Below are 14703 nucleotides of genomic sequence, written 5' to 3' on the forward strand. Positions count from 1 at the left end.
GTCGTTGACCTGGTGGATGGTGAGGGCGGGCTTCTCCCCTACATGCTCGGTGCCGACCAGGAAGCCCTTGGTGCGGTCGCGGCAGAAGCCCGCACACGAGGTGTCGGTCGTCGTGCCTCAAGCGGCGGTGTGCAGTTCCGCGGCGGTAGCGGCGGTGATGTCGTGGTGGGTGACACCGGGGGCGGTTTCGACAAGGACCAGGCCGTTGTCGGTGACGTCGATGACGCCCAGGTCGGTGATGACGCGGTGGACGCAGGCCTGGCCCGTGAGGGGCAGGGTGCACTCGTCGAGGATCTTGGGGCTGCCGTCCTTGGCGGTGTGGTCCATGAGGACGACGACGCGGCGGGCGCCGTGGACGAGGTCCATGGCACCGCCCATGCCCTTGATCATCTTTCCGGGGATCATCCAGTTGGCGAGGTCGCCGGTCGCGGAGACCTGCATGGCACCGAGCACGGCGGTGTCGATGTGGCCGCCGCGGATCATTCCGAAGGACAGGGCGGAGTCGAAGAAGGCCGCTCCCGGGAGCACGGTGACGGTTTCCTTGCCGGCGTTGATGAGGTCGGGGTCGACGTCGCGTTCACATGGGTAGGGCCCGGTGCCGAGGATGCCGTTCTCGGAGTGGAGGACGACGTGGACTCCTGGCGGGAGGTGGCCCGGGACGAGGGTGGGCAGGCCGATGCCGAGGTTGACGTAGGAGCCGTCGGTGAGTTCGGCGGCGGCGCGGGCGGCCATCTGGTCGCGGGTCCAGGGCATCAGCTGTGCACCGTCTCTCGTGCCTCGGGCGTGGAAATCGTACGCCGTTCGATCGGTTTGTCGGCGGCCTGCGCGGGCGTGAGGGCGAGGACCCGCTGGACGAAGACGCCGGGCAGATGGATCGCGTCGGGGGGCAGCTCGCCGGGTTCTACGAGCTCCTCGACCTCGGCGATCGTGATGCGGCCGGCCATGGCGGCCAGCGGGTTGAAGTTGGCGGCGGCCTTGTTGAAGACCAGGTTGCCGTGAGTATCGCCGCGCCAGGCGCGGACGAGCGCGTAGTCCGTGGTGATGCCGTGTTCGAGGACATGCGCGCGGCCGCCGAAGGAGCGCTTCTCCTTTGCGGGGGAAGCGAGGGCGATGCTGCCGTCCGCCGCGTAACGCCAGGGCAGGCCGCCGTCTGCGACCTGTGTGCCCACGCCTGCCGGTGTGTAGAAGGCCGGGATGCCGGCCCCGCCGGCCCGTAGCCGCTCGGCCAGGGTGCCTTGCGGTACGAGTTCGACCTCCAGCTCGCCGCTGAGGTATTGGCGGGCGAACTCCTTGTTCTCGCCGACGTAACTGCCCGTCACGCGGCTGATGCGGCCGTCGGCGAGCAGGAGGCCGAGTCCCTGGCCGTCTACGCCGCAGTTGTTGGAGACGACCTTCAGACGGGTGGTGCCCCGGGCGTGCAGGGCGTCGATGAGGGCGGCCGGTATGCCGGACAGACCGAAGCCACCAACGGCGAGTGAGGCCCCGTCGGAGATGTCGGCGACCGCCTCGGCGGCGCTCGCGCTGACCTTGTTCACGTGCGGGTCCTAATCCTTGAGTAAGCGGTTCCGGTTGGCTCCGTCAGGGGCGGTCCGGACTATCGATGTGGTGCGGTTCGCAGCGGCCTCGTGGGCACCGGGCTGACCCCTCTGGGTTCCTGGTCCTCTGAGACCTTCTGAAAGACCGGTGGCGCCCGGTGTCTTCGGGCCGCTGCGAAACTCACCGGCCTGGGCCGAACGTTGACCGTCGTGGTGGTGACCCCCGCCAACTCCGCGAGCCGTCCGAGCTCTGATCGAGACCGGGGCCCGTGCGGTGCGCTGGTGCCACGAACGGCTGGTGAGATGGCGGACCGTCGAGTCCTGGGATTAGGTCGCCGCGTGGCCCGCACAGGCTTGTCACCTGCGCAAACGCACGAAGAGAGGAGAAGGGCTTGAGCGTGTTCTGCGGGATCGACTGGGCCGAGTCGCACCATGATGTGGCCCTGGTCGATCAGGACGGCCAGTTGCTGGCCAAGCGCCGCATCAACGACGACCTCGCCGGATACCGGCTGCTGCTGGACCTGCTCGCCGAGCACGGCGACAGTCCCGAGACGCCGATACCGGTGGCCATCGAGACCTCCAGCGGCTTGCTCGTGGCAGCCCTGCGCACCGGCAAGCGGAAGATCTTCGCCATAAACCCGCTCGCCGCTGCCCGCTACCGGGATCGTCACGGCGTCTCGCGCAAGAAGTCCGACCCCGGCGACGCTCTGGTCCTGGCCAACATCCTGCGCACCGACATGCACGCCCACCGGCCACTGCCCGACGACAGCGACCTCGCCCGCGCCATCACAGTCCTGGCCCGCGCCCAGCAGGACGCCGTCTGGGCCCGCCAGCAGATCGCCAACCAGGTCCGCTCGCTGCTGCGCGACTACTACCCCGTCGCGCTGGACGCCTTCCTCGGCAAGCAGGGCGGACTGACCCGTCCCGAGGCCCGCGCGGTGCTCGCCCTGGCCCCGACCCCAAGCGCGGCAGCCCGGCTGACCCTGCCCCGGCTGCGGGCCGCGCTCAAACGGGCCGGCCGCAGCCGCGGCATCAACGCCGAAGCCGAACGCCTCAAGACCGCCCTGCGCGCCGAGCAGGCCCACCAGCCCCCGCTCGTCGAGGACGCCATGGGGCAGCAACTGCTCGCCCTGCTCACGCAGTTGAACGCGGCCTGCCAGGCCGTCGACGACCTCACCGAGGCGGTGGAGGCGTCTTTTCGCCGGCACCCGGACGCTGAGATCCTGCTCAGCTTCCCCGGCATGGGCGTCCAGCTCGGTTCCCGGGTGCTCGCCGAGATCGGTGACGACCGCGCACGGTTCGCCGACGCCCGGGCCCTGAGGGCATACGCGGGATCGGCCCCCATCACCCGGGCCTCGGGCAAGAAACGCTTCGTCGGACGCCGCTACATCAAGAACAACCGCCTGACCAACGCCGGTCACCAGTGGGCCTTCGCCGCGCTCACAGCCTCGCCTGGAGCAGCCGCCCACTACCGGCGACGGCGCGAACACGGAGACTGGCATGCCCAGGCCCAGCGGCACCTGTTCAACCGCATGATCGGTCAGCTCTACCACTGCCTGCAGACCCGGCAGCACTACGACGAACAACACGCCTTCACCTCCCTCCCGGCGGATCTGGCCGTAGCGGCTTGACTTCTTAGGCACGTGAGATGTCTTTCAGCCGGAGGTCGGCCGGGGGCAAACGGGGGAGCCGGGCAGCACCGTCGACCAGTCGCCGACGGCGACGAGACGGGCGCCGGTGATGTACGAGGCCTCGCCTGAGGCGAGGAGGGCGGCGGCGTCGAGCAGCTCGTCAGGGGGTCGGCCCGGCGGAGTGGGATGTGGCAGCCGATGGCGTGGAGCAGGGTGGTCGTCGGCGAGCAGGCCGCCGCGCCTGGCTCTCGGCGCCGATCATTCAAGGGATGGCCCAGTTGGTCGGGTGCCTGTGTCGCATCGGTGGCGGTCACGGTCGCTCCCGCCCGGGCCGGAGCCTCCCCCGTGCCCTGCCGCGCGCTGTCCCGGTGACGACGACCTTGTCGGCCGGCCTGCTCTCCGCCTCGCGGTTCAGGGGCGCGCTCGCGGGCGGGTACGGGCGCGAGGGACGGCCACCGGTTCGGCACCGGGGACCACGGTGTTGGAGACGGTGCCGATGCCCTCGACCGTGAGGGTGACGGTGTCGCCGGGCTTGAGCGGCGGCGGGTCCTGGCGGCCGCGTACCCCCCAGAGCTCGGCGAGGCAGCCGCCGTTGCCACAGGTGCCGGAGCCGAGAACATCGCCGGGGCGTACGTAAGTGCCCCTGGAGGCGTAGGCGGTCATCTCCTCGAAGGTCCAGCTCATGTTGGACAGCAGGTCCTTGCCGACGACCTCGCCGTTGATCTCGGCGGTCAGCGCCAGGCGCAGGAACCCGTCGCTGTCGCGGTACGGCTCCAGCTCGTCCGCGGTGACGAGGTGGGGGCCGAGGGTCGTGGCGGTGTCCTTGCCCTTGCAGGGGCCGAGGCTGACCTGCATCTCACGGGACTGGAGGTCGCGTGCGGACCAGTCGTTGTAGATGGTGTAGCCGATGATGTGGTCGCGGGCCTGCTCGGGGGTGAGATCGCGGCCCTCGCGGCCGATGACCGCGGCGACTTCGAGTTCGAAGTCCAGTGCCCGGCTGCCCGGCGGCACGGGGACGTCGTCGTGAGCGCCGATGACCGCGTAGGGATTGGTGAAGTAGAAGGTGGGCGCGTCGTACCAGGCGTCCGGGGCGCCCGAGACTCCGTCGATGCTGCGCCGTACACCCTCGACGTGCTCCTCGAACGTGACGAAGTCGCGTACGGACGGCGGTTGGAGCGGCGGCAGCAAGCGCACCTGGGAGACATGCGGGCCGCGCGGCACGTCCAGGTTTGCGTTGCCCGCCTCGCGCAGCGCCTCGGGACCGGCCTGGATCAGGTCGAGAAGCGAGGCTCGGCCGGGGCAGGGGTAGAGGGTGCCGTCGTCCTCGACGGTGGCGAGACGGCTGCGGCCGTGCTGTTCGTACGTGGCGAAACGCATGGCATTCCTAGGGAGCTGGGTGGGTTGACACAGGCCGGGGGCGCGGCGGCACGGCATGGCGGGGGAGTGCGCCGAGCCCCCGGGGGCATGGGGTCAGACCGGCGGAGCGACGAAGACGCCGCGGTCGACATCGTTGAGCATTTCCTTGGCGACCATCTCGTTCATCGGGTTGGACGTGCCCCACTGGTCGGCGTTCTCGGGCTTCGTCAGGTCGTAGATGTGTGGGTGCCAGGTGTCCTCGTCCAGCTTTTCGAGCTCGGTGGTGTACTCCACGGTGTTGCCGTGCGGGTCGAGGAAGTACGTGAAGGTGTTGTCGCCCGCCATGTGCCGCCCGGGGCCCCAGATCTTGCGGGCGCCGGAGCGCATCACGCGGCCGGAGCCGCGCATGTACTCGTCGATGCCGCGCATCTCGAAGGAGAGGTGCTGCAGGGAGGTGTGCGGACCGCTGGCGATGGCCATGGAGTGGTGCTGGTTGCTGATCCGCATGAAGTGCATGACCTCGCCCATGTGCGGCAAGGCCATCGTGTCGGACAGCCGGAAGTCGAGGTGCTGCTCGTACCAGGCGCGGGTGGCGTTGATATTGGGGGAGTTCAGGACGACGTGCGAGAGACGGACGGGGATGGACTCCTTCTCCTCGATACGACGGTGCCGGCGCGCCTCGACGTCGGCCGAGACCTCGATGGTGCGGCCGTCGATGTCGAAGAAGCGGAAGCCGTAGCCGCCGCCGGGGGTGTCGACCTTGCCCGGCTGGGAGATCAACCGCACTCCACCCGCAAGGAGTTGCTCGGCGAGTGTGTCCACGTCGGCGGGGTTCGCCGCACCGTAGGAGATGAGGTCGAGGCGCTTCTCCTCGGCCTTGCGGAGCCGGACGATGTACTGCTCGGGGGAGCCCTCGGCGGCCAGGAAGGAGATGCCGGAGTCCTCGGCTACCTTGGTCAGGCCCCAGACGCCGGCGTAGAAGTCGAGCTGCTTGTCGTAGTCCGGCACGGCCAGGTCGACGTGCCGCAGGTGGGTGAGCAGACGGTTGGTCATGTCGGGCTCCTCAGGTGAGACGCAGCAGCGCTGCCGCGTTACCGCCGCGTACGGCGTGGAAGTGGGGGGCGGGCAGGTTCGTGACGTTGCGCAGAGCACCGAGCGGGTCGTCGGTGCCCATGTCGAAGGGGAAGTCGGAGCCGAGCAGCACCCGGTCGGGGCCGGCTGCCCGGATCAGCTCGCGCAGGACGTCCGGGTCGTGGACAAGGGAGTCGAAGTACAGCTGCTTGAGGTAGCTGCTGGGCGGGTGCGCGCAGCCGCGGGTGTCGGCGCGGGCGAGCCAGGCGTGGTCGGAGCGGCCGATGTGGGTGGGCAGATAGCCACCGCCGTGGGCGGCGACGATGCGCAACCCCGGGTGCCGGTCCAGGACTCCGGAGAAGATCAGATGGGACAGGGCGACGGCGTTCTCGGTCGGCTGGCCGACGGTGTTGGACAGGTACCACCGGTTGAGGCGCTCGTCGAGCGTGCAACCGAAGGGGTGCAGGAAGAGGATGGCGCCGGTTTCCTCGGCCCGTGTCCAGAACGGCTCGTACGCCGGGTCCGACAGTTCGCGTCCCGGCGCGTGGCTCGATATCTCGACCCCGCGCAGGCCAAGGCCGAGGGCGTGCTCGAGGGCTTCGACGGCGAGGCCCGGGTGCTGGAGCGGGACGAGGCCGAGGCCGTGCAGCCGTTCCGGGGCCTGGGCGACGTGCGCGGCGGTGCCCTCGTTGGCCAGTTCCCACACCGTACGGGCCAGGTCATCGTCGGCCCAGTAGTGGTAGTGCGACGGAGACGGCGAGACCAGCTGGACGTCGACCCCGGAGGCGTCCATCGCGGCGAGCCGGGCCTTGACGTCAGTCAGTTTCGGGAAGCGGTCCCGGAACATCGGGCCGCTGACGGCGATGGCCTCGGGGCCGTTGCGGCGGGCGTCGAGATCGCGGGCCGCGGCCAGCCCGGGGTGTCCGGCGACGGCGTCCTCGACCTGAGGGAGCAGGACGTGCGCGTGGACGTCGATCGTGGGTGCGCTGTTCTGGGGACTCACGGGGTTCACGGGGTCTCCTTCAGGGCGGACATCGTGCGGCCCATCAGACCGGGTGCGTCGGCGTCACGGACGCCGTCCAGCTGCCACTGACCGAGTTGCACGGATGCTTCGACCACCATGCGGACACGGTCGATCCGGCGTTCGTAGAAGCCGGTCAGCAGGGCGTCGAGGGAACTCCAGTCCTGCTCCTGGCCCAGCATCTCGGCCAGTACGGAGGCGTCCTCCAGCGACATGGCCGCGCCCTGGGCGAGCGTGGGGGGACAGACGTGGGCCGCGTCACCGATCAGGACGACCCGGCCGCGGTGCCAGGAGCCCTCGACGAGCAGCCGGTCGAACCAGGTGTAGTTGACCTTGGCGGGGTCGGTGATGCTCGCGGCGATCTCCGGCCACGCACCCCCGTAGGGCGCGGCCAGCCGTCGCATCTCGTCCGCGTACGAGGCCGGGTCGATGGAGGCGCGGTCGCGGTTGGCCTCGACGAGGTAGGCGTAGATGGTGTTCTTGCTGGTGGGGCAGTAGCCGGCGATGTAGCAGGTTCCGCCGTAGGCCAGGGTCATGCGCTCCACGCTCTCGGGGCGGGGCACGGGGACGCGCCAGATGGCCATGCCGGTCGGTTCGGGTTTGTCGCTGATGCCGATCACCGCGCGCGTGTGGGAGCCGACGCCGTCGGCGGCGATGACAAGGTCGTAGCGGCCCTCGGTGCCGTCGCTGAACCGGGCGGTGACGCCGGACGCGTCCTGGATCAGCTCCTCGGCGGTGGTGCCGAGGCGTACCGTCGCGCCGCTCTCGAGAACGGCCTCACACAGAATCTCCTGGAGCCGGGGCCGCTGCATGCCGAAGATCGGGGGCAGGTCGTCCCCGCCGGTGCGGATGTCCTGCTGGACATGGAACACGGTCCCGTCGGGCGCGGCCAGGCCGACGGCGTCGACGGCGTAGCCGCTCTCCCGGACCTGGTCCCATACGCCCACCTCGCGCAGCACGCGCAGCGCGTTGCCCTGGAGGGTGATGCCGGAGCCGAGCACGTTCCAGTCGGGTTTGGCCTCGATCAGTTCCACGGCGATGCCCGCCCGCCGCAGCAGCACGGTCACGGCGTTGCCGGACGCGCCGCCACCTATGACGAGGACGGTGCGGGGACGGGGGTCGTTCATGGGTTCTCCCTGAGATGGCGCCGCGACTTCGAGCGGCAAGGGGAAGGTCGCGGGTCGGGCGAGCGGGGGTGGAGCAGCCGTCCGGGCGCGGCCCGCCCGGCCGCCCGGGGCGTTACTTGACGGCGATGGGATTCACCGGTGAGCCGACGGACCCGGTGATGGGCAGCGGCGCGGCGGTGAGCCAGAACTCGTACCGGCCGTCGGCGGCGCAGTGTGTGGCGAGGGCGTCGAGGTCCCACATCTCACCGATGAGCAAGCCGATGTGAGGGATGGCGACCTGGTGCAGCGGCTGGAAGGCGTGGTCGAACTCGTTGGGCCGCACCTCGAAGCCCCAGGTGTCGGTGGCGATCCCGGCGATCTCGCTCCGGTGCAGCCAGCCGGCCGTGCTGAAGCTCAGCCCCGGCGCCGGTCCGCCCGCGTAGTCGCCCCAGCCTTCGTGACGGGCGCGGGCCAGCCGTCCGGTGCGCACGAGGACCAGGTCGCCACGACCGACGGTCACACCGTGCGAGGCGGCGGTGAGGGTCAGGTGCTCCTCGGTGATGGCGAAGCCGTCGGGCAGTTCGCCGTCCTGGCCGATGACCAGGCCCGCGTCGAGGAGGACGCCCCGCCCGGCCACGTGCGGAGCCATGTGCTCGATGCCGGTGACCAGGTCGCCTTCGGAGGTGACGACCTTCTCCGCCGAGCGACCGTTCCACGCCTTGCCGTGATCGAAGATGTGCCCGAGCCCGTCCCATTGGGTGGAGCACTGCAAGGGCATGGCGATCACGTCGTCGGCGCCACCGAAACCGTGCGGAAAGCCCTGGCCACCCAGGGCGGCGTCGGTGCCGGTGGCGAGCATCGTGTGCACCGGGTTCGTGCGCCGCCGCCAGCCTTTCTGCGGGCCGTCCATGTCGAAGCTCTGTGACAAGGAGAAGCTGACGCCGTCGCGGATCAGGGCCGCGCCCTCACGGCGCTTGGCCTCGTCGAGGAAGTTGAGCGTGCCGAGCACGTCTTCCTCGCCCCAGCGGCCCCAGTTCGAGTACGCCTTCGCGGCCTCGGCGATCGCCGCCTCGGGATCCGTACGGTCGATACGATCGGCGCTCATCGGGCCTCCTCCGCGACACAGCGGGTGCGCTGGGCGCCGAGCCCGGTGACCGAGCCGTCCATCACGTCGCCGTCGCGCAGCAGCCGGCCCCAGTGGATGCCGTTGCCGGCCGGGCTGCCGGTCAGGACCAGGTCGCCGGGAAGCAGTCGGGCCGTCTGGGAGATGTACGAGACCAGCCGTGCGACGCCGAAGATCATGTCCTTGGTGGACTCGTCCTGCATGGTCTCGCCGTTGAGTTTGAGGGTGACCTGCAGGTCGGAGGGGTCGGCGATGGAGTCGGCCGGGACGATCCACGGGCCGAGCGGGGTGAAGCCGGGGGCGTTCTTGCTGCGCAGCCAGTCGGTGCCGATCGGGGGCATGTCCCGGCGGAAGACGGTCGCGCGGTCGGTGAGGTCATTGGCGATGGTGTAGCCCGCGACGTACTCCAGGGCTTCCTCCACGGTGACCCGGTAGGCGGGGCGGGAGATCACCGCGGCCAGCTCCAGCTCCCAGTCGGGCTTCTGGGCCCCGGCGGGCAGTACCACGTCGTCGTAGGGGCCGCTGATCGAGGTCGGCAGGCCGATGAAGACGTACGGGAGGTCCTCGGCGGCCCGCTTGTCCATGACCGCCGCGACCTCGGCACGGGCCTCCTCGACGGTGCCCGGGGCGTCCGGGGCGCGGTGTGCGACCGCCAGGTCGATCACGTGCTGCCGGTAGTTGGCGCCGGACTGGAAGATCTGCCGGGGCTCGACGGGCGCGTGCACCGACAGGTCCGCCAGCGGTCGCCAGTCGCGCGTCGGGTCCTCGGCGAGGGTGTGCAGGCGCGGCAACTCCCCCTCCCAGCGCTCCAGGAGCGCGAGCGTGGTCAGCGCGGGTTCACCCAGTGCCGTGCGCAGGTCGAGGACCTGGCCGTCCGGGGCCACGAGGCCCGGGAACCTGGACTCGCCCGGTGCCGAAAAGGTGCCGATGGCGAACGGTCCGGAGAAGGGGGTGAAGGGTGCCGACGTGGCTGCGGATGTCACGGAGATTTCCTCCCGATTGCGGTGCCACTAATCTGGCCCGTAGATTGCAATCAGGGAAATCGATTTCCTGTATATGTGGATCCAGCCGGTGAATACAGATGGTGCCGGCTCCGGAATTGGGACGGTTCGTGAACCTGGCCAGCCTGGACCTCAACCTTGTCGTTGCCCTGCGCGCCCTCCTGCAGGAGCGCAACGTCACCAGGGCCGGCCAGCGCATCGGGCTCAGCCAACCCGCGATGAGCGCGGCCCTGGCCCGGCTGCGCCGTCACTTCGACGACGACCTGCTCGCCCGGGTGGGCGGAGGGTACGAACTGACCGCCCTCGGGCAGGCTCTCCTCGACCGAACCACCACCGCTTGCGACCTGCTGGAGCGCGTCTTCGCCACTCAGGCCGAATTCGACCCCTCCCGTGAGGAACATGAGTTCACGCTGATCGCCTCGGACTACGCGGTTGCCGTCTTCGGCGCCGAACTCGCCCGCGCCGTCCAAACCGAGGCACCAGGCATCCGGCTCAGGTTCAAACAGGTACCGAACGAAATCATCGACAGTACCGGGTCGCTGCTCAGCACCGTGGACGGGCTGCTGCTGCCCCACGGCATCATTCGCGGCTTCCCCACGGTCGAGCTCTACCAGGACAGCTGGGTCTTCCTCGTGGCCGACGACAACCCCGAGGTCGGTGAGCAGCTCACCCTCGACGACCTGGCCCGACTGTCATGGGTGACGTACCAACGAGCCTACGACGCCCCCGCCGCCCGCCAGATTGCCACGCTCGGCATCGAGCCGCGCGTGGCGGTCTCCGTAGACAGTTTCCAGCTGATGCCACTCCTGGTCGCGGGCACCCGCCGGGTAGCTCTCCTGCAGCGGCGTCTCGCCGACGAGCTGGACGGACTCGCACACGTCCGCGTCATGGAACCGCCCTATGACGCCGTGCCGATCCAGCAGGCCTTGTGGTGGCATCCGGTCCACATGCACGACGCGGCGCACATGTGGCTGCGGGAGACGACGGCGCGGGTCGCCGAAGCCGTGGAGGCAGGGCGGCCCACGATCTCCGGTCAGCCGAGTTGAGGATGGGCTGGGGCCTTGCGAGGGCGACGACGCTGCGGGCGAAGAGGCTGATCTCAACGCGGCAGGATCGCCACCTCGGCCCGGTTGAAGCGGGAGCCGTTGCCCCTGGCGTAGAACGGCACGTCGTCAGGGCTGGGGCCCGTACTCGACGTCTCGGCCTGCGGCGAGTACTGCTGGTGCGGGTTGCCGGGGCCCAGAGCGAGCGGAATGGTCAAGCGCCCCTGGGTGTCAGCGGTGGCCGCCCGCACTGAAGCGCCCGCGTGGTCGCGGACGGTGACGTCATACCGGGTGCCCGGTCGAGCCAGTGAAGGCGTCAGTACCGTGGCCGAGCCGTTCCCGACCACCGTGAAGCGGCGCTTGCGGGCCACCTCCAGTGCGCTGAACTCGGTGACGTCCCGCCGCATCCGTACGGTCCAGCCGTAGGCGCTGTACCGCGGCCTCATCGACGAGAAGGTGAACGACCGGGGAGTGGCACGGTGTTGCGCGTGGCGGGCGAAGTAGGCCTTCAGATGCGGTATCCAGGACCGGAGGCCGGCCTGCCAGTAGGGCCATGTGTGGCTGCCGGGTCCGTAGTCGTGCCACCGGTGCCGGATACCGAGATCCTGCAGGCGCTCGTGGAAGGACTCGTTCTCTTGCCGGATCCGTTGTTCCGTGGGGTCCACGGCCTCGCCGTCGTGCCGGGGCTGGCCGTTGCCCGTGTACAGGGACACGTCCGTGTGGGCCAGATTGGCCGCCAGGTCCCAGGGGTTGTCCCCGCGCCAGCGGACCTCCTGCGTCGCCCACGGGCCCCAGAGGGAGGGGTGGAGCTGCTCGATGATCGTCCGCATCTCGACGTTCTGGTGGTCGACGTCTCCGGAGAACGAGCCGACGGCACCGAAGAGGTCGGGGTGCCTGGCCGCGTACGAGACGGCCCCGAACCCGCCCATCGACAGTCCGGCGGCAGCCCGCGCCCCCCGCTCGGGGATCGTGCGGTAGTGCTCGTCCACCCATGGGAGCAGCCTGTTGATGTGGAAGGTCTCCCACATCGGCCGGCCGCGGTGGCCGTTGTTCCACCAGTCGGCATACCACTCCGTGGAGCCGGCGTCCGGCATCACCACGATCGCGGGCAGGCCGGCCGTGATCTCCTCCGCGGCACCGTCCTGTGTCCAGCTCGCAGCGCTCTGCCCTCCCCCGTGGTAGAGGTACAGCACGGGGTAACGGCGCCTCTTCTCCGCGTCGTAGCCACGGGGGAGCAGTACGCGCACCTTGGTCGTGCCGTCGAGAGCGGACGAGGTGAAGGTCAGCTCGCTGAGCCGCGGGGAGAGTCGCTTCTGATTCACCAGCGCGATGCCGGTTTCGGTCTGGGTTGCCGCGGCTGCCTCGGCTGTCCGGGCGGGAGGGTGACCGCATCCGAAGACCATCACCGCCCCCAGAGCGAGTGCCGTGGGGATCCTCACGCGCCTGCCGTGCAAGATCGAGATTGAGATGGACCTTAGCACACGGTTTCAGCCGCATGGGGTCTCAGGCCTCGTCGTCGACGACCCCCGCGAGGAAGGCCTCGATGCCTGTCGGCACATCCACCGCACCCGGGTTGTACAGCCACTGGATCTGGAGCCCGTCGATGACTGCGATGAGCAGGTTCGCGAGGATTTCCGGCCTCGTATCCACCTTCAGGCGTCCGCGACCGCGCAACTCGGCGAAGATCCGGGTCAGGTGCAGGCGCAGGCTGTCGTAGCGGGCCCGGTACCTTTCGTGAGCGGGATGTGTCTCGGCCGTGGCCTCACTCGAGATGATGGTGTGCAGCTGGATCAGCCCGGGCCGGGCCTCGTTGGCGTGCGCGACCCGTAGTTGAGTCTGCAGAACATCCAGGTCATCGGCTTCCCGGACGATCGCGGCCGTCTCCCGCTCGTGTGCGGCGAGTACCTCGACCAGCAGTTCCGCCTTGCTGCCGAAATGGTGCAGCAAGCCGGTCTGGCTGATGCCGGCCCGCTCTGCGATCTCCTTCATGGTGGCGCCGTGAAAGCCTCCCGCACCGAATGCCTCGACGCAGGCGTCGAGAATCTTCTGCCGCACCTCGCCGGTCTTCGCATAGGACCCTCGGGGGCCACGGGGCCCGCTGCTCGCTGTCTTCGCCCGCTTTGTCACAGGTCGAGCATAGGGCGGGCCCCAACGCCTGTCTCAATACAGAAACGTGATTACATTTTTGGATGCGGCGAGGGAACGGTGGCCGCATCCGCCGGCGTCGGTGTCCTGCTGATCCGGGTGTCGTTCGTACTCCTTCGCCTGGGTCTCGTGGCGGACCGCCACCATGGTGTCCGCCGCGCCGGCCCTGCTGGTCTCGGTCGATTGCCGCCGCCATGTCGGGGCACCGCCCTGTTGCCAGAGCGGTGCCCCGACAGGTCTCGGTCAGACGCGGCGGCGGGTGAAGCGCTGGTTGAGGTTGCCGGTGTAGGTGTACTGGGAGATGCGGGCGCCGTCGGCGGTCGAGTACTCCCAGACATCCAACGCCAGGCCGGACTGCCGGTTGACGAGGCTGACCACGCCACCGCCGTGGTCGACGACGCGCCACTGCTGGCCGGTGGCGCCGGTGTCGGCCTGCTGGACGACCTCCGCGCCGTTCGTGGTGCCCGTGGGCTGGAGGAACAGGCCGCTGTGCAGTGCCTTGACGCGGACGTGGCCGTCGCCGGCGGCGACGAACTCGAACTGCTGGTTGGGGCGACTGTTGGTGGTCCGCTGGACGAGCCCTGCGCCGGCGGTGGTGGAGGCCCCGTTGATCTCGGCGGCCTTGCCGCTGTGCTGGGCCAGGAGGACGTAGGGGCCCGGGCCGCTGGGTGATTCGCCCAGCTGAGCCTCCCACCTGGTGTTGGATCCGGACGCGTCAGCCGGGAGGCGGTCCCGTGCGGCGGTGTCGCCGTACATGGTCCAGCGGGCCCAGTCGACGACGGTCCTGGGGAAGCGCTGGTCGCTCCAGAAGCTCGTGTGGCTGCCGCCGACGAAGGTGAGGAACGCCTTGGGCCAGGTCATCTCCGAGTACGCCTGCCGGGCCGAGGAGTACTGCGTGGTCGAGTCCCGGTCGCCGTGCACGAACAGGACCTTGGCCGAGACCGAGCTGGACGGGTTGCCCATGTCCACGCAGGACTGGGGGTTGGCGGAGATGATCCGGCTGTCGGGCCAGGAGGTCAGCAGACCGTGGGTGACCATGCCGCCCAGGGAGTGGCCCGAGACGCCGACGCCGATGCCGGTGTTGATGTGCCCGGCCAGCGGTCCGCTCGCGTTGAGCGCGAGGGTGTTGGTGAGGATCTGCGAGACGTCCTTGGAGGTGTTGCCGTTGTTGACGTCGTTGAAGTTGTGGTTGAAGTGCGGGGCGGGGACGACGAAGCCCGCCGAGGCCAGGGCCCGGATGATGAACAGGGAGTTCTGCGGGCTGCTTCCGTAGCCGTGGGTCATGTTGTAGACGGGGAAGACCCCGCCCGCGACCGGGGCGTCCGTCACCGGGTTGCCGCCGGCGGTGCCGGTGGCCGGGTAGTAGACGTAGGTGGTGCACGGGCGGCTGCCGCGCGTCCAGTTGTACCGGCGCACGCCGACCGCGAACGGCGTGGTGGGCGCCGTGTCCAGCGGCCCGGCGGCGGCCGGTGCCTGGCCTGCGCCGAGCAGGGACAGGCCCACGCCCGTCGCTCCGGCCGCGCTTATGCCGAGGAATGTCCGTCGTCGCATGGTCATGGGATGGCTCCTTGGGTGGGGGATGGGTGGAGCGTTTGGCGTTCCCAGTCGTTGCCGCGTGCCGCGTGCCGGTGGAGTGCGGGACACCACCCGCAGCGCCGGCGCGACCGGGAG

The 14703-nt window shown here is 69.8% G+C and carries 13 protein-coding genes; 2 read left to right on the top strand and 11 right to left on the bottom strand.

All coding sequences use genetic code 11. From position 1 onward, the window contains the following. Positions 1 to 117: 117 nt before the first annotated feature. Together C1J00_RS00580 and C1J00_RS00585 are read right to left on the bottom strand one after the other, a co-directional pair. A complete protein-coding gene (locus tag C1J00_RS00580) occupies positions 118 to 753 on the bottom strand; it encodes a CoA transferase subunit B (protein WP_102907058.1) in 636 nt (211 codons plus the stop codon). Then, positions 753 to 1535, bottom strand: coding sequence for a CoA transferase subunit A (locus tag C1J00_RS00585; protein WP_102907059.1), 783 nt, complete (start codon positions 1533 to 1535; stop codon positions 753 to 755). Before C1J00_RS00585 ends, C1J00_RS00580 begins: the two co-directional genes overlap by 1 nt. Before the next feature lie 392 nt (positions 1536 to 1927). Between C1J00_RS00585 and C1J00_RS00590 the strand changes: the two genes are divergently transcribed. Then, the gene (locus C1J00_RS00590; RefSeq protein ID WP_102907060.1) at positions 1928 to 3166 is read left to right on the top strand and encodes an IS110 family RNA-guided transposase; all 1239 of its coding nucleotides are present in this window, start codon (positions 1928 to 1930) and stop codon (positions 3164 to 3166) included. A 411-nt stretch (positions 3167 to 3577) separates the two neighbouring features. On the opposite strand, the gene C1J00_RS00595 is transcribed toward C1J00_RS00590, so the two are convergent. The 6 genes from C1J00_RS00595 to C1J00_RS00620 form a co-directional block, all read right to left on the bottom strand. After that, positions 3578 to 4543, bottom strand: coding sequence for a fumarylacetoacetate hydrolase family protein (locus C1J00_RS00595; RefSeq protein ID WP_102907061.1), 966 nt, complete (start codon positions 4541 to 4543; stop codon positions 3578 to 3580). Positions 4544 to 4636: 93 nt separating this feature from the next. Further along, complete coding sequence (locus C1J00_RS00600) at positions 4637 to 5575, bottom strand: VOC family protein (protein ID WP_102907062.1); 939 nt, start codon at positions 5573 to 5575, stop codon at positions 4637 to 4639. Positions 5576 to 5585: 10 nt separating this feature from the next. Next, entirely contained in the window at positions 5586 to 6605 is a 1020-nt protein-coding gene (locus tag C1J00_RS00605; protein ID WP_245936118.1) for an amidohydrolase family protein, read from the bottom strand. After that, entirely contained in the window at positions 6602 to 7741 is a 1140-nt protein-coding gene (locus tag C1J00_RS00610; RefSeq protein WP_102907063.1) for an FAD-dependent oxidoreductase, read from the bottom strand. The genes C1J00_RS00605 and C1J00_RS00610 overlap by 4 nt, the downstream gene beginning before the upstream one ends. A gap of 112 nt (positions 7742 to 7853) precedes the next feature. Next, on the bottom strand, positions 7854 to 8825 hold the full coding sequence (locus C1J00_RS00615) for a cyclase family protein (RefSeq protein WP_102907064.1): 972 nt from the start codon (positions 8823 to 8825) through the stop codon (positions 7854 to 7856). Next, positions 8822 to 9826, bottom strand: coding sequence for a fumarylacetoacetate hydrolase family protein (locus C1J00_RS00620; protein WP_102907065.1), 1005 nt, complete (start codon positions 9824 to 9826; stop codon positions 8822 to 8824). Before C1J00_RS00620 ends, C1J00_RS00615 begins: the two co-directional genes overlap by 4 nt. A 128-nt stretch (positions 9827 to 9954) precedes the next feature. Between C1J00_RS00620 and C1J00_RS00625 the strand changes: the two genes are divergently transcribed. Beyond that, positions 9955 to 10890 (top strand): LysR family transcriptional regulator, encoded by a 936-nt coding sequence (locus C1J00_RS00625; protein WP_102907082.1) that lies wholly within the window; start codon positions 9955 to 9957, stop codon positions 10888 to 10890. Positions 10891 to 10943: 53 nt separating this feature from the next. On the opposite strand, the gene C1J00_RS00630 is transcribed toward C1J00_RS00625, so the two are convergent. The 3 genes from C1J00_RS00630 to C1J00_RS00640 all read right to left on the bottom strand — a co-directional run bounded on the left by C1J00_RS00630 (position 10944) and on the right by C1J00_RS00640 (position 14589). Continuing rightward, positions 10944 to 12209: an alpha/beta hydrolase gene (locus tag C1J00_RS00630; RefSeq protein ID WP_180989341.1), complete on the bottom strand. Its 1266-nt coding sequence runs from the start codon at positions 12207 to 12209 to the stop codon at positions 10944 to 10946. Positions 12210 to 12390: 181 nt separating this feature from the next. Further along, the gene (locus C1J00_RS00635; protein WP_102907067.1) at positions 12391 to 13014 is read right to left on the bottom strand and encodes a TetR/AcrR family transcriptional regulator; all 624 of its coding nucleotides are present in this window, start codon (positions 13012 to 13014) and stop codon (positions 12391 to 12393) included. 261 nt (positions 13015 to 13275) lie between these two features. After that, entirely contained in the window at positions 13276 to 14589 is a 1314-nt protein-coding gene (locus tag C1J00_RS00640) for an RICIN domain-containing protein (protein ID WP_102907068.1), read from the bottom strand. Positions 14590 to 14703: the final 114 nt, after the last annotated feature.

Origin of the sequence: Streptomyces cahuitamycinicus, from assembly GCF_002891435.1 — a bacterium.
GTDB lineage: Bacteria > Actinomycetota > Actinomycetes > Streptomycetales > Streptomycetaceae > Streptomyces > Streptomyces cahuitamycinicus.